The 23,956-nt window shown below is 66.2% G+C and carries 24 protein-coding genes and 1 rRNA gene; 19 read left to right on the top strand and 6 right to left on the bottom strand.

What is annotated here, in order from left to right; translation table 11 throughout:
- Nucleotides 1–87 (top strand): 5S ribosomal RNA (rrf, locus tag KXJ60_RS19575); the annotation flags it as partial.
- A gap of 137 nt (nt 88–224) precedes the next feature.
- Here the strand turns inward: rrf and KXJ60_RS19570 are convergent.
- From KXJ60_RS19570 to KXJ60_RS19560, 3 genes are all read right to left on the bottom strand, one after another.
- Nucleotides 225–1,190 (bottom strand): MBL fold metallo-hydrolase, encoded by a 966-nt coding sequence (locus tag KXJ60_RS19570; protein ID WP_291131690.1) that lies wholly within the window; start codon nt 1,188–1,190, stop codon nt 225–227.
- A 10-nt stretch (nt 1,191–1,200) separates the two neighbouring features.
- Nucleotides 1,201–2,901, bottom strand: a complete 1,701-nt coding sequence (locus KXJ60_RS19565; RefSeq protein ID WP_291131688.1) for an AMP-binding protein — start codon at nt 2,899–2,901, stop codon at nt 1,201–1,203.
- Nucleotides 2,902–3,013: 112 nt separating this feature from the next.
- A complete protein-coding gene (locus KXJ60_RS19560; RefSeq protein WP_291131686.1) occupies nt 3,014–3,763 on the bottom strand; it encodes a hypothetical protein in 750 nt (249 codons plus the stop codon).
- Between the two features lie 67 nt (nt 3,764–3,830).
- On the opposite strand from KXJ60_RS19560, the gene KXJ60_RS19555 reads away from it, so the two are divergent.
- The gene (locus KXJ60_RS19555) at nt 3,831–4,811 is read left to right on the top strand and encodes an alpha/beta fold hydrolase (protein ID WP_291131684.1); all 981 of its coding nucleotides are present in this window, start codon (nt 3,831–3,833) and stop codon (nt 4,809–4,811) included.
- Here KXJ60_RS19555 and phhA read toward each other — a convergent pair.
- On the bottom strand, nt 4,733–5,587 hold the full coding sequence (phhA, locus tag KXJ60_RS19550) for a phenylalanine 4-monooxygenase (RefSeq protein WP_291131682.1): 855 nt from the start codon (nt 5,585–5,587) through the stop codon (nt 4,733–4,735). The two genes, KXJ60_RS19555 and phhA, sit on opposite strands and share 79 nt — an antisense overlap.
- Nucleotides 5,588–5,594: 7 nt before the next feature.
- Nucleotides 5,595–6,701, bottom strand: coding sequence for a 4-hydroxyphenylpyruvate dioxygenase (hppD, locus tag KXJ60_RS19545; RefSeq protein WP_291131680.1), 1,107 nt, complete (start codon nt 6,699–6,701; stop codon nt 5,595–5,597).
- A gap of 114 nt (nt 6,702–6,815) precedes the next feature.
- On the opposite strand from hppD, the gene KXJ60_RS19540 reads away from it, so the two are divergent.
- The 12 genes from KXJ60_RS19540 to KXJ60_RS19485 all read left to right on the top strand — a co-directional run bounded on the left by KXJ60_RS19540 (nt 6,816) and on the right by KXJ60_RS19485 (nt 18,898).
- Nucleotides 6,816–7,289 carry an Lrp/AsnC family transcriptional regulator gene (locus KXJ60_RS19540; protein ID WP_291131678.1) on the top strand — a complete coding sequence of 158 codons (474 nt, stop codon included), beginning with the start codon at nt 6,816–6,818 and terminating at the stop codon, nt 7,287–7,289.
- 89 nt (nt 7,290–7,378) lie between these two features.
- Nucleotides 7,379–8,122: a GNAT family N-acetyltransferase gene (locus KXJ60_RS19535; RefSeq protein ID WP_291131676.1), complete on the top strand. Its 744-nt coding sequence runs from the start codon at nt 7,379–7,381 to the stop codon at nt 8,120–8,122.
- Between the two features lie 93 nt (nt 8,123–8,215).
- Nucleotides 8,216–9,082 (top strand): transporter associated domain-containing protein, encoded by an 867-nt coding sequence (locus tag KXJ60_RS19530; protein ID WP_291131674.1) that lies wholly within the window; start codon nt 8,216–8,218, stop codon nt 9,080–9,082.
- A gap of 14 nt (nt 9,083–9,096) precedes the next feature.
- Nucleotides 9,097–10,980: an apolipoprotein N-acyltransferase gene (gene lnt / locus KXJ60_RS19525; protein ID WP_291131672.1), complete on the top strand. Its 1,884-nt coding sequence runs from the start codon at nt 9,097–9,099 to the stop codon at nt 10,978–10,980.
- A gap of 105 nt (nt 10,981–11,085) precedes the next feature.
- Nucleotides 11,086–12,543 (top strand): hypothetical protein, encoded by a 1,458-nt coding sequence (locus KXJ60_RS19520; protein ID WP_291131670.1) that lies wholly within the window; start codon nt 11,086–11,088, stop codon nt 12,541–12,543.
- 110 nt (nt 12,544–12,653) lie between these two features.
- Nucleotides 12,654–13,583: a glycine--tRNA ligase subunit alpha gene (gene glyQ, locus KXJ60_RS19515; protein WP_291131668.1), complete on the top strand. Its 930-nt coding sequence runs from the start codon at nt 12,654–12,656 to the stop codon at nt 13,581–13,583.
- Between the two features lie 15 nt (nt 13,584–13,598).
- A complete protein-coding gene (gene glyS, locus KXJ60_RS19510) occupies nt 13,599–15,725 on the top strand; it encodes a glycine--tRNA ligase subunit beta (RefSeq protein WP_291131666.1) in 2,127 nt (708 codons plus the stop codon).
- A gap of 8 nt (nt 15,726–15,733) precedes the next feature.
- Complete coding sequence (gene gmhB / locus KXJ60_RS19505) at nt 15,734–16,321, top strand: D-glycero-beta-D-manno-heptose 1,7-bisphosphate 7-phosphatase (protein WP_291131664.1); 588 nt, start codon at nt 15,734–15,736, stop codon at nt 16,319–16,321.
- Between the two features lie 21 nt (nt 16,322–16,342).
- Nucleotides 16,343–17,083 carry a lysophospholipid acyltransferase family protein gene (locus KXJ60_RS19500; protein WP_291131706.1) on the top strand — a complete coding sequence of 247 codons (741 nt, stop codon included), beginning with the start codon at nt 16,343–16,345 and terminating at the stop codon, nt 17,081–17,083.
- Between the two features lie 8 nt (nt 17,084–17,091).
- On the top strand, nt 17,092–17,988 hold the full coding sequence (locus tag KXJ60_RS19495; RefSeq protein ID WP_291131662.1) for a SprT family zinc-dependent metalloprotease: 897 nt from the start codon (nt 17,092–17,094) through the stop codon (nt 17,986–17,988).
- A gap of 88 nt (nt 17,989–18,076) precedes the next feature.
- The gene (locus tag KXJ60_RS19490; RefSeq protein ID WP_291131660.1) at nt 18,077–18,484 is read left to right on the top strand and encodes a MerR family DNA-binding transcriptional regulator; all 408 of its coding nucleotides are present in this window, start codon (nt 18,077–18,079) and stop codon (nt 18,482–18,484) included.
- 42 nt (nt 18,485–18,526) lie between these two features.
- Nucleotides 18,527–18,898: a DUF1304 domain-containing protein gene (locus tag KXJ60_RS19485; RefSeq protein WP_291131658.1), complete on the top strand. Its 372-nt coding sequence runs from the start codon at nt 18,527–18,529 to the stop codon at nt 18,896–18,898.
- Here the strand turns inward: KXJ60_RS19485 and KXJ60_RS19480 are convergent.
- Nucleotides 18,876–19,478, bottom strand: coding sequence for a YigZ family protein (locus KXJ60_RS19480; RefSeq protein ID WP_291131656.1), 603 nt, complete (start codon nt 19,476–19,478; stop codon nt 18,876–18,878). The two genes, KXJ60_RS19485 and KXJ60_RS19480, sit on opposite strands and share 23 nt — an antisense overlap.
- A gap of 109 nt (nt 19,479–19,587) precedes the next feature.
- Here KXJ60_RS19480 and KXJ60_RS19475 point away from each other — a divergent pair, with 109 nt between their 5' ends.
- From KXJ60_RS19475 to KXJ60_RS19455, 5 genes are all read left to right on the top strand, one after another.
- Entirely contained in the window at nt 19,588–20,091 is a 504-nt protein-coding gene (locus KXJ60_RS19475) for a PaaI family thioesterase (RefSeq protein ID WP_291131654.1), read from the top strand.
- Entirely contained in the window at nt 20,088–21,269 is a 1,182-nt protein-coding gene (locus tag KXJ60_RS19470; protein WP_291131652.1) for an isovaleryl-CoA dehydrogenase, read from the top strand. Before KXJ60_RS19475 ends, KXJ60_RS19470 begins: the two co-directional genes overlap by 4 nt.
- A gap of 21 nt (nt 21,270–21,290) precedes the next feature.
- A complete protein-coding gene (gene can, locus KXJ60_RS19465; protein WP_291131650.1) occupies nt 21,291–21,950 on the top strand; it encodes a carbonate dehydratase in 660 nt (219 codons plus the stop codon).
- Nucleotides 21,951–22,083: 133 nt separating this feature from the next.
- Complete coding sequence (locus tag KXJ60_RS19460; RefSeq protein ID WP_291131648.1) at nt 22,084–23,271, top strand: acetyl-CoA C-acyltransferase; 1,188 nt, start codon at nt 22,084–22,086, stop codon at nt 23,269–23,271.
- Between the two features lie 12 nt (nt 23,272–23,283).
- Nucleotides 23,284–23,952 (top strand): SDR family oxidoreductase, encoded by a 669-nt coding sequence (locus KXJ60_RS19455; RefSeq protein ID WP_291131647.1) that lies wholly within the window; start codon nt 23,284–23,286, stop codon nt 23,950–23,952.
- Nucleotides 23,953–23,956 lie beyond the last annotated feature (4 nt).

Here is a 23,956-nt window from a genome sequence, read left to right as displayed (position 1 = left end):
ACTCCTTCCCATCCCGAACAGGACAGTGAAACGCCTTTGCGCCGATGATAGTGCGGGTTCCCGTGTGAAAGTAGGTCATCGTCAGGCTCTTACAAGCCCCCACACCCCCTCGTACCAGCAGGTACTTGGGGGTTTGGTGTTTCTGGGACGGTCGGATTCAATGGCAGTGAATTTTGGACAATTCGATGACCGTCTTTTTCTACGCGGTGTCCGCGTATTGAGTGTTAGCAGTTAAAGATGGTTGGGCCATGGCGCGAAATGGCTTGGCTGCGCACCAATTCTTGAAGCACATCGTCGAGCCACTGGCCTGCAAGTGCCCGATCAGCTGAGGCCGCGGGTGGCATGGCGAGTTTGAAGTATGGGGTACTGGTGACCCAATCCAGCAATGTGGCTTCAGAGACAGATTGCCATTCCAGCAATTTGAATTTGATGAGCACCTTGAGCGCGTGTCTCCGGTGCCTCTCGGGTTGTTGAACGAACAGGTCGAGCCGGCTGCGCGCACGTTCGAGTGCAGCTCGTGCGTTGAGAAATAGGCGCCCATGGCCCGGCAGTACGACTCTCGGGTCAAGGTCTTCGATCATCTGCAGGGTGTCTGCGACTTCATCAAACGCCTGATGCCCCTCCAGTTCCGGGAAGACGATGCCGAAGCCGTTTTCCCACAGCGCATCCGCAGAAATGAGAACGCGGTGCTGCGGCTGGAAGAGGATGACGGAGTGGGGGTCATGTCCCTTGGCGGCGTGTATGTCCCAATCGAGGCCTCCGAGCCGCAGGGATGTCCCCGGCGTCAGCAAGCCTTGATGTGAAAAACGGGGGCAATGTTGCCCGGTTGGCTCAAATGTGAGCGCAACCGGGTCCCAGTCAGTGACGACGTCCGCTTGACCCGGTGGAATGCGGGTGATCAGCGTGGGATACGCGGTTTGCAGCGCCGCGTTGCCGCCGCAATGGTCGCTGTGCAGGTGTGTGTTGAGGAGCAGATCGAGTGGGCGGCTCTGCAAGGCGTTAGCCACCAGCTGGACGGTTTGCTCGGCATGTGTTGCATAGCCGGAATCCACAAGGGCAGTCGGACCATCGCCCTGCAGCAGGATGTTATTGGCTGACAACCAGCCGCGTTCGATGCACGTGATGCCGATCGCGCTCAGTGAGGCCGCGATATCGGTTTCAACCGGCAGATCAATTCGAGCGTGATCCATACGTCACAAGCTACTGCGGGGTTGGTGTCCGCAGCGCTCGTCGCAAGATCTTTCCGACATTGCTTTTGGGAAGCTCGTCTCGAAACTCGATGAGTTTGGGGCGCTTGTAGCCGGTGAGGTTGTCTTGGCAGAAGCGTGCGACGTCTTCCTCGCGCAACGTGGGGTCTGATCGCACCACAAAGACTTTGACGGCTTCACCCTGCTTGTCGTCCTCGATGCCGATCGCCGCACATTCAAGCACGCCCGGGCAGAGCGAGATCACGTTCTCGAGCTCACTGGGAAACACATTGAAGCCAGACACAAGAATCATGTCTTTCTTTCTGTCCACGATGCGGGTGAACCCGTTGGCATCCATCACGCCGACATCGCCGGTTCGCATGAATCCGTCGGATGTGAACGCGCGGGCCGTCTCTTCGGGCTGGTTGTAGTAGCCGGTCATCACGTTGGGCCCGCGGATGCAGATCTCACCGGTGCCACCCTGGGGAACGCTGTGCCCTTCTTCGTCTTTGATCGCGATCTCGATCCCTGGCAATGGCAACCCGATGGTGCCACTGAACGACTTGCTGGTGACCGGGTTGTTGGTGCCAATGGCGCAGGTTTCACTCATGCCCCAGCCTTCAATCATGGTGCAGCCCGTGACGGCCTGCCACTGCCTGGCTGTGCCCTCGGACGCCGCCATGCCGCCCGCTTGCGACAGCGCAAGGCTTGAAAAATCCAGCTGACGAAACTGGGGGTTCTGCAGCAGAGCGTTGAACAGCGTGTTCACGGCCGGCAGCACGTGAAATGGTCGCCGCTTGAGGGTGTTGACGAGCTGGGGAATATCGCGGGGATTGGGCACCAGCGTCATGTGTGCGCCCCATCGAATGGTGAGCAGGCTCAGCGTAAGTGCGAAGATGTGATACAGCGGCAGCGCCGCAATGCCATTGACCTGCCGCAAGTCACCGACGCGGTTGAGCGCGGGCTTGAACCAGGCTTCGGCTTGCAAAATCGCCGCAATGATGTTGCGGTGCGTGAGGACAGCGCCCTTGGAGAGTCCTGTGGTGCCACCGGTGTACTGGAGGAAGGCCGTGCTGTCGAGATGGCTGTCCACCGGCTTGAGTGGCTTGCTGCTGCCCTCAGATACCGCCTGGCGAAAGTTCACGATGGTGCGTTCACCCAAAGGGCCTGAGCGAGGCAGCTTGTAGGCCGGCACCATCTTGGCCAGGTGCCTGACCGCAAAAGTGATCCATTGCCCGTACCAGAAACCCAACTCGTCGCCCAGGCTGGCCACCACCACATGCTCGATGGACGTGCGGTCAATGACCTCTTCCAGCGTGTGGCAAAAGTTTTCGAGGATGACGATGGCCTGAGCCCCGGAGTCCTTGAGTTGGTGCTCCAGCTCTCGTGCGGTGTATAGCGGGTTGACGTTCACGACGGTGTAGCCCGCGCGCACGACCGCTGCCATGGTGATCAGAAATTGGGGGACATTGGGCAGCATGATCGCCACGCGGGCGCCGGGCACAAGGCCTCGCCCCTGCAGCCAGGCCCCGAGCGCTGCGCTGAGCCCGTCGAGCTCGCTGTAACTCATCCACTGCTCCATGCACACGCTCACCGGCTCACGGGCATGTTGTTTGAACGATTCCTCCAGCAGCGCCGAGAGGGAGCGATAGCGCTCGGGTGCCACGTCGTGCGGCACGCCGGCTGGGTATTGATCGAGCCAGGGTCGGGTCATGGAAGTTGCCAGTGCAGGAAAGGGAGAACCATTCTGGCAAGGCAGCGCCCTGCTGAGTACCGGGCGACCCCTAGGGGGCTGTCACCCAAAGCACAGACCCCTGCAGGTGTGGTCATGCCGTTGTCCGGGTGGAGCGCGCGAGCTCGGCCGACAGCGCCTGACTGGCCGCGTCTTCCTGCTCATCGAAGAACAGGCCGATCCAGTGCGCTTCGCGCGTGCTGATGGTGTCCAGGAACGGACGGGCATCGCGCATTGACGCAAACGCATCGAAACCACTTTCCAGAAAGTGCTGCAGCGCGTCCAGCCCGGCGGCGCGCGCCGGGTTGCGCATCATGCGCAACGCTAGGCGCAACGGTCGCATGCGCGTGAGTCGCTGCAGCTCCAGGCCCATGTGCTGGACCACTTCCAGCTGCCTCGCGCGCGCCGCACGCTCGCCGGTCAGCCGCCAGGCCCGGATGTACCGAACGCCAGGCGGGAGGGCGGCATCCTGGGGCAGCCAGTGTGTTGCCATGGCGTGATCGAGAACTTCGGTCAGCGCGTGCGTCTCGGCCAGGTCCACCGCCAGTTGCGCCACGGCTTCGGGGAACAGCCGCTCAAGAGCGCCGGCAATGCGGGCAAATTGCGCATCCCTTTGTGCGAAATCATGAACGCCGTACAGCTCATCCAGAAAAAAATGCGTGGCGGGCGCATAGGTGGGGTGCTGCAGAACATCTGCGTAGGTGGCGCGAAAGCGCTGCGCTTGCAGCCGCTTGATGTCTTCAACCGCACGCTCCAGGCCGGCGGAGCGGGCCTGCTGGCGCAACTGGGCGACGCGGTCCAGATGCATTCGAATGCGGTCAGCGGCGCTGGGCGTGTGGGTCATGGCAGGTTCGCGCAGATGGAAACACCAGTCTAATTCGGGGCCGCCATCGCCGTGCGATAGTTCGGCGATGTCCGACCACACCACGAAACCCGCTCAACGTGTGCGCCCGTCCCGACTGGCGCGGCTGCAACAGGTCCTGGTGCTGGGGGCGCTGCTCTGCGCGGGTGCGTGGCTCATGTTCTGGTGGTCGCGCTCCACCGGTCTGGCGGTGGTGGGCGCTGTGCTGATCCTGCTCGGTTACGCGGGGGTACTCGCTTTGGAGGGGGTGGCCGCCGCGCGATTGAACAGGACGGACGCCGCGCCGCAGGCGGGCTGGTCTGGCGTGGCTGGGGCATGGTGGCAAGAGGTGCGGGTGGCGCCACAGGTGTTTGCCTGGCGGCAGCCGTTTCGTTGGGCCAGCCTGCCCGATGACACAGATCCCTGCGACGGTGCCGCGCCCGCGGTGGTCTTCGTGCACGGCTTCGTCTGCAACCGTGGACTGTGGCTGCCGTGGATGGCGCGCCTGCGCCGCGAGGGCCTGCCGTATGTGTCGGTGAATCTGGAGCCGGTGTTTGGCGACATCGATGCCTACATTCCCCTGATGAGCGATGCCGTGCACCGCGCTCACCAGCTCACGGGCCGCCCGCCCGTGCTCATTTGCCACAGCATGGGCGGTCTGGTGGCGCGCGCCTGGATGGCGGCCGAGCCCGACACGCCGGTGCACCGGGTGGTGACCATCGGCAGCCCGCATCGGGGCACGTGGCTGGGTCGCTTCAGCCGCGTCGCGAACGGACGCCAGATGCGCCAGGAGGGCGAATGGTTGGCGGCACTGCACCAGCGCGAAAGCCAACTCAGGCCGCAAAGCCCCTACGCCAGTTTCGTGTGTTGGTACTCGAATGCAGACAACATCGTCTTTCCGGCATCCACCGCCACACTCCCGGGCGCCGACAACCGGCTCGTGCCGGGTGCGGCACACGTGGCGCTGGCGTTTCACCCCACCGTGATGGACGAGTCGCTGGCGATCGTGACGTCGGCGGCGAGGTCGCCGAGCGAGCGCACCGCGGCGTAAAGCGGTGCAAAGTCGGGCGCGGTCATCTGGAACAGCTGGTCAAAGCTGTCGATGACAAAGTACGTGGCCTGGTAATCGTCGATCTTGTAGCGAGTTCGCATGCAGCGCAGCAGATCAAGTGCGATGCGCTGAGGCTGCGGGCTGGTCACGCTGTGGCGCAGCTCGCCCGACGAGCTGAGGATGCCTGCGCCATAGGCACGCAGACCATCGGCTTGCTGGATCAATCCGAACTCGATGGTGTACCAGTACAGGCGCGAGAGCAGTTCGCCAGCGCCCAGCTCGTGCGCTTTCAGGCCGCCTTCGCCATACCGCTGCACGTAGTCTGCAAACACCGGGTTGAACAGCAGCGGCACGTGCCCGAAGAGGTCGTGGAACACGTCGGGCTCCACGACGTAGTCGAATTCGTCAGGCCGCCGAATCCAGTCCGTCACGGGAAACCGCCGGTGGGCCAGCAGATCAAAAAAAGGCCGCTCGGGAATGAGGCCGGGCACGGCCACGATCTCCCAGCCCGTAGCGGGCTTCAAGCGTTCGTTGATTTCCTCGAATCGAGGAATGCGGTCGCGCACGCCCAACGATGGCAAGGCTTCGATGAAGGCGTCGCAGGCCAGGCCCGGCAGCAGCGCGGTCTGCCGCTCGACCAGGCGACGGTAGGTGTCGTGGTCGGCGGGGGTGTACGACGCCCAATCCTGTGCGCAGGTGTAGTCCTGTTGCGCACGCGAGTAGTCGCCGCGCGGCGGGCGCTCGCTGGCGCCATAGACCACCGGTTCAACGGCCATGGTGCGCTCAGGCCTTGAGCACGCCGCGGCGCACCTGGTCCAGCTCCATCGTCTCGAACAGCGCCTTGAAGTTGCCCTCGCCGAACCCCTGATTTCCTTTGCGTTGAATGAATTCGAAGAAGATCGGGCCCAACTGGTTTTCGCTGAAGATCTGCAGCAGCAGTTCGCCGGGCGATCCATCCACCAGGATGTTGCGCTGTTTCAGCGCCTCCAGGTTTTCGCCGTGGTTCGGAATCCGGCGTGGCAGCAGTTCGTAGTAGGTCTCGCTGGTGTTGAGCAGCTTCACGCCGCTGAGCTCCAGCGCATCCACCGTGTCGTAGAGGTTGGTCGAGCCCATGGCAATGTGCTGAATGCCCTCGCCCTGGTAGCGGTCCAGGTATTCCTGGATCTGCCCCGACTTTTCGTTGCCCTCTTCGTTGATCGGGATGCGGATCTTGCCGCAGGGGCTGGTCATGGCCTTGCTCTTGACACCGGTGGCCTGGCCTTCGATGTCGAAGTAGCGCACCTCGCGGAAGTTGAACAGGCGCTCATAGAAACCCGCCCACTCGTCCATGCGGCCGCGGTGCACGTTGTGCGTGAGGTGATCGATGTACGTCAGGCCGTGCCCCGCCGGGTTGAGTTCGGCACCGGGCAGCGGCTCGAAGTCCACATCGAAAAAGCCGATGTTGCCGATGTCGCCGGTCCGGGCGCCGTTCTTGCCGCGCCACTTGTCGATGAAATAAATGATGGAGTCGCCAATGCCCTTGATGGCCGGGATGTTCAACTCGCCCGGGCCGGCCGACTGCGCGTAGCCCCAGGCGCCCAGGGCGATGGCACGTTCGTAGGCCGCCTTGGCATCGGCCACACGGAACGCGATGGCGCACACGCTGGGGCCATGGAGTCTTGCAAAGCGCTGCGCGAAGCTGTCGGGCTCGGCATTGATGATGAAGTTGATCTCGCCCTGGCGGTACAGCGTCACGGCCTTGTGGCGGTGCTTCGCAATCGGCTTGAAGCCCATGCGCTCGAACAGCGCGCCCATGGCCACCGGGTCGGGGGCGGCGTACTCGATGAATTCGAAGCCGTCCGTACCCATGGGGTTGTCCCAGGTGGCGGCAGCGGGCAGGGCGGTGTTCATGGGCGTCTCCTTGAGCGGGTGAAAGAGCCACTGTATCGGCGCAGGGTGTCACGATTCCGGCGTTTTGGGGCGCCCCGCTCGTCCACGTTGCAGGAATCCTGCAGAATGGATGGCATGGAAGCACTCGACAAGCTGGATCGACACATCTTGCGCAGCCTGCAGGCCGATGGCCGCGCCACCTACGACCAGATCGCCGAGGCGGTGGGCCTGTCGCCCAGTGCGGTGTTGCGCCGGGTGCGGCGCCTGGAGGAGGCCCGCGTGATTGATCGCTACGTGGCCCTGGTGCGGCCCGAAGCGGTGGGCCTGGGGCTGACCGCGCATGTGAGCGTGCGCCTGGAGAAACACTTCGACAGCGCCAAACGCAACCCCATGGATTTGTTCCGCGCCAGCGTGCAGTCGTGGCCGGAGGTGGTGGAATGCGCCGCGCTCACCGGCGACATGGACTTTCACCTGCGCCTCGTCGTGTCCGACATGGCGGCCTATTCACGATTCATCATGGATACGCTGCTCAAGCACCCCAGCGTGCAGGACTGCAAGACCAGTTTTGTCATGGACCGCGTGAAAAGCACCACGGCGTTGCCGCTGTAGCGCGGCTTTCAAGGCCCGTCCGTCGGGTTCCCATGGCTTTAGGGGCATGCGTCCTTGTCGATATAGGGATAACCCGTACAGTCCTGCCCATGGTTGATCCCACCCGCTGGTTCCACTCGACACCGCTGCAAGCGCAGGCCGTGGCACGCGCGGCTTCGTCCGCGGGCGAGGCGTCGGGTCGCAACGAGCGTCCCAACAGCCCGAGCTCGGTGGTGGTGCCGATCCGCTCCATCGGCCCCGGCCAGATCGACCGCATCGAGGCGCACCTGCTCGAACTCGACGCGCACGACCGCTACCTGCGGTTTGGCTATGCGGCCAACGACGAGCAGATCCGCCGCTACGTGGCCCAGCTCAACTTCGAGCGCGACGAACTCTTCGGCATCTTCAACCGCCGGCTCGAACTCATTGCGATGGCGCATCTCGCGTTCTCCCTCGACCCGAAGTACACCAGCTGTGCTGAGTTCGGCGTGTCGGTGTCGAAGGCCGCGCGTGGCCGTGGCTACGGTGGGCGCCTGTTCGAGCGCGCGGTCATGCACGCGCGCAACGAAGGCGTGCAGATGCTGTTCATCCACGCGCTGTCCGAAAACACCGCCATGCTCAAGATCGCCCGCCGCGCAGGCGCCGTGATCGAGCGCGATGGTTCGGAATCCGAAGCGCACCTGCGCCTGCCCCCTGCTGACTTTGACTCGCGTGTCACCGAAATGGTCAACGAGCAGGTGGCCATCACCGACTACCACCTCAAGGCGCAGGCCAAACAGTTCTGGGGCTTTCTCTCGGTGCTGCAGGACATCCGCCGCGGTGTGCGGGAAGCGCGCGAGCGCGTGCGCGGCTGAGCTGGCCTGCGGGGCAGCGGCCGCTGCCCGCTTTGCGCGTGAATACCCGCTTGGGGTATCCTTTCGCCCTGTTACAACCTCCCCGATCCTTCAGTGGCCGACTCCCCTCCCAGTAGCGGGCCGCAGCGCAGCCTGCGGCATGCCGACAAACGTGGTTTTCTGCAAAAGCTTGCCGAGTTCATCCATCCCGGGCCGGACTCCAAGGACGAGCTGATCGAAACCCTCGCCGAGGCCGAGGACAACGACATCATCAACGCCGAATCGCGCGTCATGCTCGAAGGCGTGATCCGCATCGCCGACATGACCGCGGGCGACGTCATGGTGGCCACGCCGCGCATGGATGTGCTGGATATCGATGCGCCGTACGACGAGTTGCTGCACCTCGTGATCGACACCGCCCACTCGCGCTTTCCCGTGTTTGAAGGCGAGCGCGAGAACATCATCGGCATTCTTCTGGCCAAAGACCTGCTCAAGCTGCAGCGCGCGCCGGAGCTCAACATCCGGGCGCTGCTGCGCCCGGCCACCTTCGTGCCGGAAAGCAAGGGGCTCAACGACTTGCTGCGCGAGTTCCGCGGCAACCGCAACCACCTCGCCATCGTGATCGACGAGTTCGGGCGCGTGGCGGGCCTGATCACGATCGAGGACGTGCTGGAAGAGATCGTGGGCGAGATTGAGGACGAGTTCGACGTCGCCGAAGACGACGGCGACATCTTCGCCCTGGCCGACAGCACCTGGCGGGTGAGCGGCGACACCGCCATCGAGCGCATCAACGAGTCGTTCGGCCTGCGGCTTTCCGAGGAAGATTTCGACACGATCGGCGGCATGATCGCGCACGCCATGGGCCATGTGCCCAAGCGCGGCGAAGTGCATGAGCTGGACGGCCTGCGCTTCACCGTGCTGCACACCAAGGGTGGCGCGGTGAAGTGGTTCAAGGTCCTGCCCGTGTCTGGCGACGCCTGAGATTGCCCCCACGCATGCGAAGCCTGTTCGGTTCACTGCACACGCCGTCGAGCTTCAATCCGATGAGCCGCCGCCCGCCCGGGCGCCATGCGCGCGGCAGCGGATTTGCGTGGTTCCTGCTGTGCGTGCTGGGCGGGCTGTTGCAGGCGGCATCCATCGCCTGGCCGCTGGCGGGCTGGAGCTTGCCGGGGACTGCCGTGGGGCAGCCCAACGGCTGGTGGCAGATCGTCTCGCTGGCCTTGCTCGTGCTCGCGTTGCAGTACGCCACCCGCGTGGGGCAGGCCGCTTGGCGCGGCTGGGTGTTCTCCACCGTGTGGCTCTCAGGCACGTTCTGGTGGCTGTTCATCTCGCTGCACACGTACGGCGGTTTGCAGGCCTGGCTGGCGGTGCTGGCCGTAGTGGCGTTGGCGGGTTTGTTGTCGCTCTATTACGCGGTGGCGGTGGGGCTGCTGTGCGCGTGGGCGCCCGTGTCGCGAACCGCGCAGGGCCTCATGTTTGCATCGCTCTGGACCCTGGCGGAGCTCTCGCGGGGACACTGGTTCACCGGGTTCCCGTGGGGTGCAGGCGGTTATGCGCAGGTCGACCTGATGGCCGCCTGGGCCCCGCTGGTGGGGGTGTACGGCATGGGTTTTCTGGCGGCGGTGCTGGCTTACTGCCTGGCGTCGCTGGTGTCTGGTGCCTGGCGCCGCGTGACGGTGTGGCTGCAGTCGCCGGTCACGCGTCCTTCGACGCGTGCCGCAGCTGGCGCCCGCATCTCGACGCCGGCGCCTCGCGTGCAGGCGCGTCTGGTGCCGGGTCTGGGGGATGGCTGGCCTGGCGCACTGCGTTCGCTGGCCCTGTTCGTCGTGGTCGGCGTGCTGCTGGCGAGCCTGCTGGGCGGTGGATCGGCCTGGCGCGGTTGGGGCCATCGCGACACGGGCAGCGCCGGCGAGCTGCGGGTGTGGCTCTTGCAAGGCAACATTGCGCAAGACCAGAAGTTTGAACCAGGCACCGGTGTGGCGCAGGCCCTGGCCTGGTACCCGAAGCAGATCGAAGAAGCCGCGCAGGCCGCGCGCAGCTCGGCCACGGGCCCGCAGCTGGTCGTTGCGCCCGAGACCGCCATTCCGCTGCTGCCCGGCCAGCTCGGCTCCGACTTCTGGCAGCCGCTGCTTGGCCACCTGGCACAGCAACCCGCCGGGACCGGCGTGAGCGCCTTGCTGGGCCTGCCGCTGGGCAGCCTGGAGCAGGGCTACACCAACTCGGTCTGGGGGCTGTCTTCGGGCTCGGCGGGGCGGCTTCAGGGGCAGGCCCGCCTGGACACCCCCGACAACGGGCTCTACCGCTACGACAAGCACCACCTGGTGCCCTTTGGCGAGTTCATTCCGCCGCTGTTTCGCTGGTTCACCGACCTGATGAAGATTCCCCTGGGCGACTTCAACCGCGGTGCCCTCGGGCAGCCCGCCTGGGCGGTGGCGGGCCAGCGCGTGGCCGCGAACATTTGCTACGAGGATTTGTTTGGCGAAGAGCTCGCGGCCTCGTTCCGCGAACCGTCGGGCGCGCCCACCGTGCTGGTCAACCTGAGCAACATCGCGTGGTTCGGCGACAGCGTCGCCATCGACCAGCATTTGCAGATTTCGCGCCTGCGCGCGATCGAGCTGGGCCGACCCATGCTGCGCGCCACCAACACGGGCGCCACGGCCGTCATCGATCACGAGGGAACGGTCACGCACCAGCTGCAGCGCCTGACCACCGGCCGCCTGGAGGCCACGGTGCAGGGCCGCAGTGGGCTCACACCCTATGCCCGCTGGACGTCGCAATGGGGCTTGATGCCCTTGTGGGTCGTCTGCCTGGGGCTGGTGTTGCTCATCGCCACGGCGCGCCACCTGGGCCGCCGGGGTGGCCGCACGCGGCGCCGCTGAAACGCCGCCATTGGCGCGCGCGGCACCGTAGCCGCTGGGCAGGAGGACGGCCAATCCTCATGATTCCGTCATGAGTGAACGGGGACCCGTCGCTATAAAAAGCGCATGGCTGCCTCCATCCCTTTTGATCATCCGTCCCTGGTGCTGGGGCACGTCGTCAACACCGACCTGCCCCAGCTGCTGGAGAAAATTGCGGCCCTGCAGGCGAGAACCGATGCGGCGTTCGAGCGCATGAACTCGTTCATTGCGATGCGGCGCGGACTGAGCATGACCATCAACGAGCTGGTGGGGTTGGGGGTCGACATTGGCGACCTCAAGACCAAGATTGCCGAGCTGAACCAGGCGGTGAGCCAGGCCGCAAGCGACTACATGGTGGCGCGCATCGCCAACGACACCCAGGTGCAGCAGCTGCGCGAGCAAGTGGCCGCGATCGAAAACGTCTCGGGGCTCGAGAGCCCGCTGGACTTCTCCGGTGTGAAGGTGGAGCGGCTGGCGCTCGCATCCGACTCGATCAAGATCGACGTGCAGTACTTCTCGTACGGCGGCAACGAAGAGGCGGATGCGGCGGCGGTGTCTTCTCTCGAAGGGGCGATTCGCGAAACGGTGGCGCCGCTGGGTTCTGCCGCGAAAGATGTGCCCAAGGTGGCCGCCGCCCAGGTCCACCAGCAGCTGCGCCATCACAGCGTGGCCGGTACGCTGGTGATCACGGCCAGCGCCACGCACCGGGCCTCGGCCATGCTGCAACCGCTCAAGCTGGACGCGGACAAGGCGGTGGAGGTGTGGAACAGCATGCATGCCGCAGCGGGCCACGGCATCGATACCAGCAACCTGTCTTCGGTCATCGAGGCCGCCGAGGCGCCGCAAGGGGCGGCTGACGCCCAACGATTGACCTTGCTCACGGGCGCGAACTACGGCTCCAGCTTCATCGGCATGGTGCACATGGTCAACAACGAAATGACCGGCACCGGCCTGGCGGCGGAGCAGGAAGCCGCCTTGCAGGACCAGCTTCGTCTGGGCGGGTGGGTGAAGGCCGCCAGCGGGGGCTTCGGTGTGGACGAAGCGGTGCTGGAGAACGTGCGCAAGCTCTTGAGCACGCAGAACGTGTCCACCCACGCCAACCTGATCGTGCTGGGGGCGGTGCCTTCGCTGGCGTCGGCGCACCTGCGCACCGGCGTGGCCACCTTGCTCAGCGACAGGCAACCAGGTGGGGAGGCGCATGGCGAGTCCTACGACTCGCGCCCGACGCCCAGCAGCATGGCCGAGGGCTCCGTGAAAGGCGGCCAGCGCATGGCCATGCAAAGCGGTCTCATGCAAAGCGTCATCCAGGGCCTGGGCACCATCGACCAGGGCAGCAACAAGGTGGTGGACCTCAACACGCTCATGAACGCGTTCGACAACTACATCGCCCAGGTGTCGAGCGCCGATTCGGTCGGCATTCCCATCAGCTTCTTCTTCAAGCGAATCTCCAGAAACCGCATCGCGCGGCTGTGGCTGGACAAGTATTTCGCGCTGGCCAAGGCCCAAGGCGATTCCGACGCCAGGAAGAATGCCCCGCAAGGCTGACCGGGGACCGGGCGGACGGGGCGCGCCCGTAAAATCGAGGGCTTGCGAAAGCGCTGCCTGCGCCTTCGCGTGTCCTCCATCGCCACGTCCGGGCCGCGCCGGCCAGCTCCATGTTGACCTTCCAGCACATCATTCTGAAACTGCAGTCCTACTGGGACGCCCAAGGCTGCGCGCTGCTGCAGCCCTATGACATGGAGGTGGGTGCCGGCACCAGCCACACCGCCACCTTCTTGCGCGCGCTCGGCCCCGAGCCCTGGAAGGCCGCCTACGTCCAGCCCAGCCGCCGCCCCAAAGACGGCCGCTACGGCGAGAACCCCAACCGCCTGCAGCACTACTACCAGTACCAGGTGGTGCTCAAGCCGGCGCCGGCCAACATCCTGGAGTTGTACCTTGGTAGCCTGGAGGCCCTGGGTTTTGACCTGAAGAAGAACGACATCCGCTTTGTGGAAGACGACTGGGAAAACCCCACGCTGGGCGCCTGGGGCCTGGGCTGGGAGGTCTGGCTCAACGGCATGGAGGTGACGCAGTTCACCTACTTCCAGCAGGTCGGCGGCATTGACTGCAAGCCCGCCACCGGCGAGATCACCTACGGTCTGGAGCGCCTGGCCATGTACCTGCAAGGCGTGGACAACGTCTACAACCTCCGGTGGACCGACACGCTGAGCTACGGCGACGTGTACCTGCAGAACGAGAAAGAACAGTCCGCCTACAACTTCGAACACAGCGACGCCGACTTTCTCTTCACCGCGTTCAACGCGCACGAGAAGCAGGCCAGGCATCTCATGGAGCAGCAGCTCGCCCTGCCGGCGTACGAGCAGGTGCTCAAGTGCGCCCACAGTTTCAACCTGCTCGATGCGCGCGGCGCAATCAGCGTGACCGAGCGCGCCGCCTACATCGGCCGCATCCGCGATCTGGCGCGCAAGGTGGCGCGCAGCTACCTCGACAGCCGCGCCCGGCTGGGCTTCCCCATGGCGCCCAAAGCCTGGAGCGAAGAGGTGCTCGCCGAGCTGAGCAAAGCCGAACAGAAGAAGGCCGCCTGAGCGGGAGCCACCAGAATGACAACCCAGAATCTCCTCGTCGAACTGTTCGTGGAAGAGCTGCCACCCAAGGCACTGAAGAAACTCGGCGATGCCTTTGCCACCGTGCTGGCGGATCAGCTCAAGGCCCAGGGCCTGGCCCCGGCCGACGCGCAAGTGACCGCCTTTGCCTCCCCACGCCGGCTGGCCGCGCAGGTGGCCGGTGTGCTGGCCCGCGCCGCGGACAAGGCGGTATCGCAAAAGCTCATGCCGGTGAGCGTGGGGCTCACCGCTGACGGCCAGCCCACGCCCGCCTTGCTCAAGCGCCTGGGCGCACTCGGCGCCGACGCGTCCGCGGTGGCGGGCCTCAAGCGCGCGCCCGATGGCAAGGCCGAAGCCCTGTTCTACGACAGCGTGGCACCCGGGGCCGAGCTGGCCACCGGCCTGCAGAAAGCGCTGGACGAAGCGATCGCAAAGCTCCCCATTCCCAAGGTCATGAGCTACCAGCTCGAGACCGACTGCGAACTCCCCGGCTGGAGCAGCGTGAACTTCGTGCGCCCGGCGCACGGCCTCGTGGCCTTGCACGGCAGCAGCGTGGTGCCGGTCAAGGCGCTGGGTTTGACGTCGGGCAACACCACGCAAGGCCACCGCTTTGAAGCCGCGGTGTCGCCGGTGGTGTTGAAAGACGCCGACAGCTACGCCGCCACGCTGGCGAAAGACGGCGCGGTGATCGCGTCGTTTGCCGAGCGCAAGGCCGAGATCGCGCGCCAGCTGGCCGCTGCCGCCGCGAAGGTGGGCGGTGGCTGCCGGCCGATTGAAGACGACGCGCTGCTGGACGAGGTGACGGCACTGGTCGAGCGGCCCAACGTGCTCATCTGCGAATTCGAGCCACAGTTCCTCGACGTGCCGCAGGAATGCCTGATCCTCACGATGAAGGCCAACCAGAAGTACTTCCCGCTGCTGGATGCGCAGGGCAAGCTGACCAACCGGTTTCTCGTGGTCAGCAACATCAGCCCGGCCGACGCGAGTGCGGTGATCGGCGGCAACGAGCGCGTGGTGCGCCCGCGCCTGGCGGACGCCAAATTCTTCTTCGACCAGGACCGCAAGAAAACGCTGGCCTCGCGCGTCGAAGGACTGGGCAAGGTGGTCTATCACAACAAGCTGGGCACGCAGGGCGAGCGCACGGAGCGCGTGCGCGCCATCGCGCGGGCCATTGGCCAGCAGCTGGGCGGCGACGTGCTCGCGGCAAGCGCCGACACCGCCGCGCAACTGGCCAAGACCGACCTGCTCACCGACATGGTGGGCGAGTTCCCGGAGCTGCAAGGGATCATGGGCGGCTACTACGCGCGCCACGACGGGCTGACCGAAGACATCGCCTTCGCAATCGAAGACCACTACCGCCCGCGCTTCGCCGGCGACGAGCTGCCGCGCAACACCACCGGCGTGGTGGTGGCGCTGGCCGACAAGCTGGAGACGCTTATGGGTTTGTTCGGCATTGGTCAGCGCCCCACCGGAGACAAAGATCCGTTTGCGTTGCGCCGGCATGCGCTGGGTGTGATCCGCTTGGTGATTGAGTGCAGATTGATGTTGTCAGCCAACACGCTGGTAAATACCGCGTTTGACGCGTTTCCTCGTGGATTCTCAGACGCTGGCACGGATGTTCTTGAGTTCATGTCGGAGCGTCTTGAGGGCTATTGCCGCGAATCGGGCTACTCTGCCGCTGAGGTCGATGCGGTGGTTGGTTCTGGCCGATGGATCGGTCTTGCCGTTGTGCCGCAGTTGCTGGCTGCCGTGCGTGCCTTTGCCGCCCTGCCCGAAGCTCCAGCCCTGGCTGCCGCCAACAAGCGCATTGGCAACATCCTCAAGAAGTCAGAGGGCGAGGTGGCTGCAACGGTGAATGCCTCCGCGCTGGTCGAGCCGGCCGAGAAGGATCTCTTCGCTGCCATGCAGGCCACCGTGCCCGCCGCCAAAGCCCGGTTCGACGCGGGCGACTACACCGGCTCGCTGCAAGCGCTCGCGGCCCTGCGCGCGCCGGTCGACGCGTTCTTCGACGGTGTGATGGTCAACGCTGACGACCCCGCGCTCAAGGCCAACCGCCTGGGTTTGCTCAAGCAGTTGCACGAAGCCATGAACCGAGTGGCCGATCTCTCACGCCTCGCCACCTGAGACCACCCATGAAGCTCCTCATCCTCGACCGCGACGGCACGCTCAACCGCAGCCGCGACGACTACGTCGCCTCGCCGGACGAGTGGGAGGCCTTGCCCGGTGCGCTCGAGGCGGTGGCGCGGCTCAACCACGGGGGCTGGCGCGTTGTGCTGGCCACCAACCAGTCCGGCATCGGGCGTGGGCTGTTCGACATGGCCTCGCTCAACGCCATCCACGCCAAGATGCACCGCCAGCTGGCTGCGGCGGGTGCGCGTGTGGAAGCGGTGTTTTTCTGTCCCCACGCACCGGAAGACGCGTGCGCCTGCCGCAAGCCTGCCCCGGGCCTGTTTGTGCAGATCGGTGCGCGCTTTGGTGTGCCCATGGCCTCGGTTCACGCCGCCGGTAATGCGATGCGGCATGTGCGCGCCGCGGCGGCGGCGGGCTGTCGCACCCATTTGCTGATGACGGGCAAGTCCGAACACCTGCGGGGCCGCCTGGGCCAGGGCTCGGACGCCGACCTGGCCGCGCTCGCGCCCGACGTGCCGCCCGGTACCCATCCCCACGACGACCTCGGCGCCTTTGCCGACTGGCTGCTCGCGCAGCCCACCACCCCCTGACCCTCCGACGCCATGATCCTCATCAACCTGCTGCGCTCCGTCCTGCACACCCTGTTCATGGCGGTGACGGTGGTGCCCTGGGCGATCGCCGTGCTGGTGACCGCGCCCTTTCTCAACAGCATGCAGATCTACTGGCTGTGCGCGGGCTGGCTCAAGCTGGCGGTGAGCAGCGGCAAGCTCATGCTGGGCATCCGCAATGAGGTGATCGGCTTTGAGAACCTGCCGGTGGGCAGCACCGCACCGGCCATCCTGCTGCTCAAGCACCAGTCCACCTGGGAAACGTTTTGCATGCCCACGCTGATGCCGCACCCGCTGGCCTACGTGTTCAAGAAGGAGCTGCTCTACGTGCCGTTCTTTGGGTGGGCGATGGGCCGCATGGACATGATTCACATCGACCGCAGCAAGCGCGCGCAGGCGTTCAGCAAGGTGGTCGAGCAAGGCCAGCGGCTGCTCAACCAGGGCACGTGGGTGATCATGTTTCCCGAGGGCACGCGCATCCCGCGTGGGCAAAAGGGCACCTACAAGAGCGGCGGCACGCGGCTGGCTTGTGAAACCGGCGCCCCGGTGATCCCCATTGCCGTGACCTCGGCGAAATGCTGGCCGCGCAAGGCCTTCATCAAGAAGCCGGGCACGGTGGAGTTCTCGATCGGCAAGCCCATTCCGAGCCAGGGCCGCGAGCCCGACGAGCTCATGCGCGAAGTCGAGGCCTGGATCGAAGCGGAAATGCGCCGGCTCGATCCCGAGGCGTATCCCGCCGCCTGAGCATCGCCATGCAGCGCTTCGTGCAACTGGCGCTCGATTTTCTCGGCGGCCCCACACCAGAGCCGCTGCGCCCCGCACCCACGCCACCCGTGGTGGCGGTGGCTGCGTCGCCTGCGTTGCCCATGAGCCAGGTGTTTCAGCCCGCCGCCTGGCACCACCCGCGCGCCAACCGCATGCTGCGGCTGGGTGCGTGCGATGTGGCCTACGAATTCAAGCGCGGCAAACGCCGCACCATCGGCCTGTCGGTCAGCACCGACGGGCTGAGCGTGAGCGCGCCGCGCTGGACGCCGGTGGGCGAGGTGGAGGCTTTGTTGCACGACAAGTCGGCCTGGGTGCTGGAGAAGCTGCAACACGCGCGAGCCCGTGCCGGTGAGATGGAGCAGGCGCGCATCCGTTGGGCCGATGGCGTCGAGTTCGACTACCTGGGCGAGCGCATTCGCCTCGTGCTGGACCCGGCGCACACGTTCAAGCAGGTGGGCGCGGTGTTCCAGCCGGCCACGCCGGCCACGGGCCTGGCGACCTTGCACCTGGGCCTGGCGCGCAGCGCGCTGGAGCCGCAGATTCGCGATGCAGCGCAGGCCTGGCTGATGAAGCAGGCCAAGGCGCTTTTCACCCAGCGGCTGGACCACTTTGCGCCGCAGCTGGGCGTGCGCTACAGCAAGCTGCGCCTGTCCAGCGCCGGCACCCGCTGGGGCAGCGCGAGCGCGGACGGCTCCATCCGCCTGAACTGGCGCCTGATCCACCTCAAGCTGGACATGATCGACTACGTGGTGGTCCACGAACTCAGCCACCTGCACCACATGGACCACAGCCCGCAGTTCTGGGACGTGGTGGCCAGCGTGATGCCCGACCACGCGCAGCGCCGCCGCGCCCTGCGCCAGGCCGCCGTTCCGCTGGACGTCTGAGGCGCCGGCCCCCGGGGCTCGGCCAGGGTGATTCCGCTAAGATCGCCGCCTGACGTTGACGTAAACGTCAATAACAGGGCCTGAACCCATGGCAACGAACCCGACCTACACCATCAGCGATCTGGCGCGCGAGTTCGACCTGACCACCCGTGCCATCCGCTTCTATGAAGACATGGGCCTGCTGCAGCCGCAGCGCGAAGGCCCGGGCGGCCGCAACCGCGTCTACAGCTCGCGCGACCGCACGCGCCTGAAACTCACCCTGCGCGCCAAGCGCCTGGGGCTGTCTTTGACCGAGGCCAAGGACATCATCGACACCTACGACAGCCCGCGCGACACCGGGCCGCAGCTGCGCAAGTTCCTGACCGTGCTCGGCGACCACCGGCGTCAGCTGGAAGAGCAGATGGCCGACCTCGTGGCCAACCTGGACGAGGTCAAGACCCACGAGAAAGAGGCGCGCGCCTTGCTGGGCAAGATCGAAAAAGGCGCCAAGGGCTGACGGGCGCGGTTAAGCTGGCCGCCTTCTTGAAAGGGCTTGGTCATGTCGCTTGTTGCCAGTGTTGTCGTCGCGCTCGTCGCCCTGCTGCACTTCTATTTTCTGGTGCTGGAGATGTTCCTGTGGGACAAACCGGCCGGCATGCGGGCCTTTGGCCAGACGCCGCAATCGGCCGCTGCCACCAAGGTCCTCGCAGCCAACCAGGGGCTTTACAACGGCTTTCTGGCCGCAGGCCTGCTCTGGGGGCTCTGGCTGGGCCCGGCCGGCTTCGGGGTGAAGGTGTTCTTCCTGCTGTGCGTGCTGGTGGCGGGCCTCTATGGTGCGGCCACGGCGAGCCGCAAGATTTTGTTCGTGCAGGCGCTGCCCGCCGCCGTGGGCTTGGTGCTGGTGTTTCTCAGTCGGGGTGCGGTGGCGTGAGCGGCCAGACGACGCGGCCCTGGCCGGCGTCGTTCAGCCGTGCCACGAACGCATCGGCATTCCCTTCAGGCAGCCGCAGCGCCACGCTCACCCCGTCGCCGTGCGTGGCGTCCAGCAACACAGCGTCGTGGGCATCGAGTTCGCGGCGCAGCCAGCCCTCCAGCGCGTAAGGCAGCACGCAGCGCAGCTCGCGCCAGCGGACCACGGGTACCTTGTGCGCCTGCAGCAGGGCCTGGGCCACGCTGTCGGTGTAGGCGCGCACGAGGCCGCCAGCACCCAGTGGCGTGCCGCCGTAGTAGCGCACCACCGTGGCCAGCACGCCGTCCAGCTCCTGGTGGCGCAGCACCTCCAGCATGGGCCGCCCGGCCGTGCCACCGGGCTCACCATCGTCGTTGGCGGCCGAATGCCCGCCCGCCATCAAGGCCCAGCAGACGTGGGTGGCAGTCGGGTGCTGCATGCGCAGCCCGGCCACGCGTTGCAGCGCCGCAGCGCGGTCGGCCATGGGCTCCACACAGCCGATGAAGCGGCTCTTCTTGATGACGCTTTCGCTGTGAACCGGCGCAGAGAGGGTGAAGGGCATGGGCTCTGGAGCATAGCCGCGCCAACTGCCGGATTGGCCGTTTCCAGAATTGACGTTTACGTAAACGTAAACGTAGAATCGCGGGGCCTTGCCCACACCGGAACTCCTCTTGAATTCACCCGCTTTCGAGCCGCGCCATCCCGGCTTTGACACCCGCACGCGCGAGAGCTTTGCGCGGCAGGCCGCCATGCGCACGCTGGGTGCCACGCTCGCGTCGGTCGTGCCCGGGCGTGTGACCATCGAGTTGCCGTGGTCGGAGCCCCTGACGCAGCAACACGGCTTTCTGCACGCGGGCATGGTCGCCACGGCGCTCGATTCGGCGTGTGGCTACGCCGGCTTCACGCTCATGCCCGAAGAGGCGGCCGTGCTCACCATCGAGTTCAAGATCAACCTGCTCGCGCCGGCCCAAGGCGAACGTTTCCGCATGGTTGGCACCGTGATCAAGCCGGGGCGCACCGTCACGGTGTGCGAAGGCCATGCCTATGCCATCGACGGCGGGCGAGAAAAGCTGATCGCCACCATGGGCTGCACCCTGATGGCCGTGGTCGGCCGCGACAATATCCAGGGCCGAGCGAACGCGGCCCCCCACACCACCCGGAGACCTGACCCATGAACAACCTGCCCGGCCTCAACTTTCAGCTCGGGGAAGACATCGACGCCTTGCGCGATGCCGTGCGCGACTTCGCGCAAGCCGAGATCGCGCCGCGCGCGGCCGAGATCGACCGCACCGACCAGTTCCCCATGGACACCTGGCGCAAGATGGGCGAACTCGGCGTGCTCGGCATCACCGTGCCCGAGCAGTACGGCGGCGCCAACATGGGCTACCTGGCGCACATGATCGCGATGGAAGAAATCTCCCGCGCATCGGCCAGCGTGGGGCTGTCGTACGGCGCGCACAGCAACCTGTGCGTGAACCAGATCAACCGCAACGGCACCGATGCGCAAAAGGCCAAGTACCTGCCCAAGCTCATCAGCGGCGAGCACGTGGGCGCGCTGGCCATGAGCGAACCGGGCGCGGGCTCGGACGTCATCAGCATGAAGCTCAAGGCCGAGGACAAGGGTGGCTACTACCTGCTCAACGGCAACAAGATGTGGATCACCAACGGCCCGGACGCCGACACGCTCGTGGTGTACGCCAAGACCGAGCCCGAGATGGGTGCGCGCGGCGTCACCGCCTTCCTGATCGAGAAGGGCATGAAGGGTTTTTCCATTGCGCAGAAGCTCGACAAGCTGGGCATGCGCGGCAGCCACACCGGCGAGCTGGTGTTCCAGAACGTCGAAGTGCCCGAGTCGCACATCCTGGGCGGCCTGAACAACGGCGCCAAGGTGCTCATGAGCGGGCTGGACTACGAGCGCGCCGTGCTCACCGGCGGGCCGCTGGGCATCATGCAGTCGGTCATGGACAACGTGATTCCCTACATCCACGACCGCAAGCAGTTTGGCCAGAGCATTGGCGAGTTCCAGCTCATCCAGGGCAAGGTGGCCGACATGTACACCGTGCTGCAGGCCGCGCGCAGCTTCGCCTACACGGTGGCCAAAAACCTCGACCTGCTGGGCACCGGGCACGTGCGCCAGGTGCGCAAGGACTGCGCCTCCGTCATCCTCTGGACCGCCGAGAAGGCCACCTGGATGGCGGGCGAAGGCGTTCAGATCTTCGGCGGCAACGGCTACATCAACGAGTACCCGCTGGGCCGCCTCTGGCGCGACGCGAAGCTCTACGAAATCGGCGCGGGCACGAGCGAGATCCGCCGCATGCTGATTGGCCGTGAACTGTTTGCCGAAACCTGCTGAAGCGCCCTCTAAGATCGCCGCATGACCTCCGAACTCAACGATCTCTTCCAGCGCAACCGCGTCTGGGCCGCCGACATGGTGGCCACACGGCCCTCGTTCTTCACCGACCTGCTCGCGCAGCAGAGCCCGCAGTACATGTGGATCGGCTGCTCCGACAGCCGCGTGCCCGCCAACCAGATCACCGGCCTGGCGCCGGGCGAGGTGTTCGTGCACCGCAACGTGGCCAACGTGGTGGTGCCCACCGACCTGAACTGCCTCTCGACCATCCAGTACGCGGTGGACATGCTCAAGGTGCAGCACCTGATGGTGGTGGGGCACTACGGCTGCGGCGGCGTGCAGGCCGCGCTGCGCGACGTGCGCGTGGGCCTGGCCGACAACTGGTTGCGCCACATCAAGGACGTGCGCGACCGCCATGCGCCGCTGCTGGCCGCCACGCCCGAGCAGCACCGCGCCGACGTGCTGTGCGAGCTCAACGCCATCGAGCAGGTGATGAACGTGGCCCAGACCACCGTGGTGCAGGACGCCTGGGCACGCGGCCAGCCGCTCACGCTGCACGGCTGGGTGTACGGCCTGCGCGACGGCCTGCTGCACGACATGCACATGACCGTGGACAGCAAGGCGCAGATCGAAGCGGTCTACCGTGCCGCTGTGGCCGGCGTGGGCGCCGTGCGCCAGAGCTGAGCCTGCAGGGCCACGTGGTGCAACCGCGCGTGGCCGCTGTCGTCGTGCAAAACGTTTTCACCCGAACGCGCGAGGTGCCTGAAGGCGCACGCGCTGGCCTGAAGCTTTTACCCCCTTACCCAGGAGATTGACCATGTCCCTCGCAGATCCCATCGTCATCGTCGGCGCCGCGCGCACGCCCATGGGCGCCTTTCAGGGCGACTTCGCCAGCCAGTCGGCGCACGACCTCGGTGGCGCAGCCATCCAGGCCGCCGTGCAGCGCGCGGGCGTGGACCCGGCGCAGGTGGACGAGGTGTTGTTCGGCAACTGCCTGATGGCGGGCCAGGGCCAGGCGCCCGCGCGCCAGGCGGCGTTCAAGGGTGGCCTGCCCAAGTCCGCCGGGGCGGTGACGCTCTCCAAGATGTGCGGCTCGGGCATGAAGGCCACCATGCTCGCGCACGACATGCTCGCCGCCGGCAGCGCCACCGTGATGGTGGCCGGCGGCATGGAGAGCATGACCAACGCGCCCTACCTGCTGCAGAAAGGCCGTGGCGGCTACCGCATGGGCCACGACAAGGTGTACGACCACATGATGCTCGACGGCCTGGAAGACGCCTACGAGCCGGGCCGCTCCATGGGTACCTTTGGCGAAGACTGCGCCGCCAAGTACAGCTTCACCCGCGAGCAGCAGGACGCGTTCGCCATTGCCTCGGTGACGCGCGCCAAGGCCGCCACCGAAAGCGGTGCCTTCGCCGCCGAGATCACGCCCGTCACCGTGAAGGACCGCAGCGGTGAGCGCGTGGTGAGCACCGACGAAGGCCCGGGCAAGGTCAAGCTCGACAAGATCCCGGCGCTCAAGCCCGCGTTCAAGAAAGACGGCACCATCACCGCCGCCTCCAGCTCGTCCATCAACGACGGCGCCGCCGCGCTGGTGTTGATGCGCGAGTCCACCGCAAAGCAGCTCGGTGCGAAGCCGCTGGCGCGCATCGTCGGCCACGCCACGCACGCGCAGGAACCCAACTGGTTCGCCACCGCCCCCGTCGGCGCCACCCAGAAGCTGCTGGCCAGCACCGGCTGGGCGGTGGGCGACGTGGACCTGTGGGAGATCAACGAAGCTTTTGCCGTGGTGCCCATGGCGCTCATGGCCGAGCTGAACATTGCGCACGACAAGGTCAACGTGAACGGCGGTGCCTGCGCCCTGGGCCACCCCATCGGTGCCAGCGGCGCGCGCATTCTGGTCACGCTGTTGCATGCGCTGCAGGCGCGTGGCGGCAAGAAGGGTGTGGCCACCCTGTGCATCGGCGGCGGCGAGGCCACGGCCATGGCCATCGAGCTGGTGTAAGCCGCGCCACCCATGAACACCGTTCTCGTGATCGGCGCGTCCCGGGGCATTGGCCTCGAATTCGTGCACCAGTACCTGGAGGCGGGGGAGCGCGTGATCGCCACCGCGCGCGACGAAGCCGGGCTGGAGCGCCTGCGCGCGCTCGGTGCCGAGCCCCTGCGCCTGGACGTGGCCGATCCGGCCAGCGTGAGCGGCCTGGCGTGGGCGCTCGATGGCGAGGAGCTGAACGTGGCGCTGTATGTGGCCGGTGTGATCGAGCGCCCCGATGCGCTCACGCCGCCTACGCGCGAGGCCTTTGACCGCGTGATGCACACCAACGTGCTGGGCGCCATGCAGGCCATGCCGCAGGTGATGCCAGGCGTCGAGGCCGCCAGCGGCGTGTGGGGCGTGCTCTCCAGCGCCATGAGCCAGATCGGCGCGGTACCAGCCAGCAACGCCTGGCTCTACCGCGTGAGCAAGGCCGCGCTGAACATGGCCGTGGCCAGCGCGCGGCACAGCTACCCGAAAGCCACCTGCGTCGCGCTCGACCCCGGCTGGGTGCAGACCGACATGGGCGGCCAGACCGCGCCCGTGACGGTGGAGGACAGCGTGAGCGGTTTGCGCCGCGTGCTGCAGTCGCTCACGCGCGAAGACAACGGCCGGCTCATCCACCACGACGGGCGCCGCGCCGCCACCTGGTGAGCCC

Source organism: Hydrogenophaga sp., assembly GCF_019264445.1.
Taxonomy (GTDB): Bacteria; Pseudomonadota; Gammaproteobacteria; order Burkholderiales; family Burkholderiaceae_C; genus Hydrogenophaga.
Note: the sequence above shows the minus strand (reverse complement) of the source record. Positions and strands in the feature narration are given on the sequence as shown.

Excerpts from the sequence above, each read along its gene's own strand:
- glyQ (WP_291131668.1), top strand. The coding sequence starts at position 12,654 with ATGTTGACCTTCCAGCACATCATTCTGAAACTGCAGTCCTACTGGGAC.
- KXJ60_RS19480 (WP_291131656.1), bottom strand. The coding sequence starts at position 19,478 with ATGCCCTTCACCCTCTCTGCGCCGGTTCACAGCGAAAGCGTCATCAAG.
- KXJ60_RS19555 (WP_291131684.1), top strand. The coding sequence starts at position 3,831 with ATGTCCGACCACACCACGAAACCCGCTCAACGTGTGCGCCCGTCCCGA.
- KXJ60_RS19560 (WP_291131686.1), bottom strand. The coding sequence starts at position 3,763 with ATGACCCACACGCCCAGCGCCGCTGACCGCATTCGAATGCATCTGGAC.
- can (WP_291131650.1), top strand. The coding sequence starts at position 21,291 with ATGACCTCCGAACTCAACGATCTCTTCCAGCGCAACCGCGTCTGGGCC.
- KXJ60_RS19565 (WP_291131688.1), bottom strand. The coding sequence starts at position 2,901 with ATGACCCGACCCTGGCTCGATCAATACCCAGCCGGCGTGCCGCACGAC.
- glyS (WP_291131666.1), top strand. The coding sequence starts at position 13,599 with ATGACAACCCAGAATCTCCTCGTCGAACTGTTCGTGGAAGAGCTGCCA.
- KXJ60_RS19490 (WP_291131660.1), top strand. The coding sequence starts at position 18,077 with ATGGCAACGAACCCGACCTACACCATCAGCGATCTGGCGCGCGAGTTC.
- lnt (WP_291131672.1), top strand. The coding sequence starts at position 9,097 with ATGCGAAGCCTGTTCGGTTCACTGCACACGCCGTCGAGCTTCAATCCG.
- hppD (WP_291131680.1), bottom strand. The coding sequence starts at position 6,701 with ATGAACACCGCCCTGCCCGCTGCCGCCACCTGGGACAACCCCATGGGT.
- KXJ60_RS19485 (WP_291131658.1), top strand. The coding sequence starts at position 18,527 with ATGTCGCTTGTTGCCAGTGTTGTCGTCGCGCTCGTCGCCCTGCTGCAC.
- gmhB (WP_291131664.1), top strand. The coding sequence starts at position 15,734 with ATGAAGCTCCTCATCCTCGACCGCGACGGCACGCTCAACCGCAGCCGC.
- KXJ60_RS19535 (WP_291131676.1), top strand. The coding sequence starts at position 7,379 with ATGGTTGATCCCACCCGCTGGTTCCACTCGACACCGCTGCAAGCGCAG.
- KXJ60_RS19495 (WP_291131662.1), top strand. The coding sequence starts at position 17,092 with ATGCAGCGCTTCGTGCAACTGGCGCTCGATTTTCTCGGCGGCCCCACA.
- phhA (WP_291131682.1), bottom strand. The coding sequence starts at position 5,587 with ATGGCCGTTGAACCGGTGGTCTATGGCGCCAGCGAGCGCCCGCCGCGC.
- KXJ60_RS19470 (WP_291131652.1), top strand. The coding sequence starts at position 20,088 with ATGAACAACCTGCCCGGCCTCAACTTTCAGCTCGGGGAAGACATCGAC.
- KXJ60_RS19460 (WP_291131648.1), top strand. The coding sequence starts at position 22,084 with ATGTCCCTCGCAGATCCCATCGTCATCGTCGGCGCCGCGCGCACGCCC.
- KXJ60_RS19570 (WP_291131690.1), bottom strand. The coding sequence starts at position 1,190 with ATGGATCACGCTCGAATTGATCTGCCGGTTGAAACCGATATCGCGGCC.
- KXJ60_RS19520 (WP_291131670.1), top strand. The coding sequence starts at position 11,086 with ATGGCTGCCTCCATCCCTTTTGATCATCCGTCCCTGGTGCTGGGGCAC.
- KXJ60_RS19540 (WP_291131678.1), top strand. The coding sequence starts at position 6,816 with ATGGAAGCACTCGACAAGCTGGATCGACACATCTTGCGCAGCCTGCAG.
- KXJ60_RS19455 (WP_291131647.1), top strand. The coding sequence starts at position 23,284 with ATGAACACCGTTCTCGTGATCGGCGCGTCCCGGGGCATTGGCCTCGAA.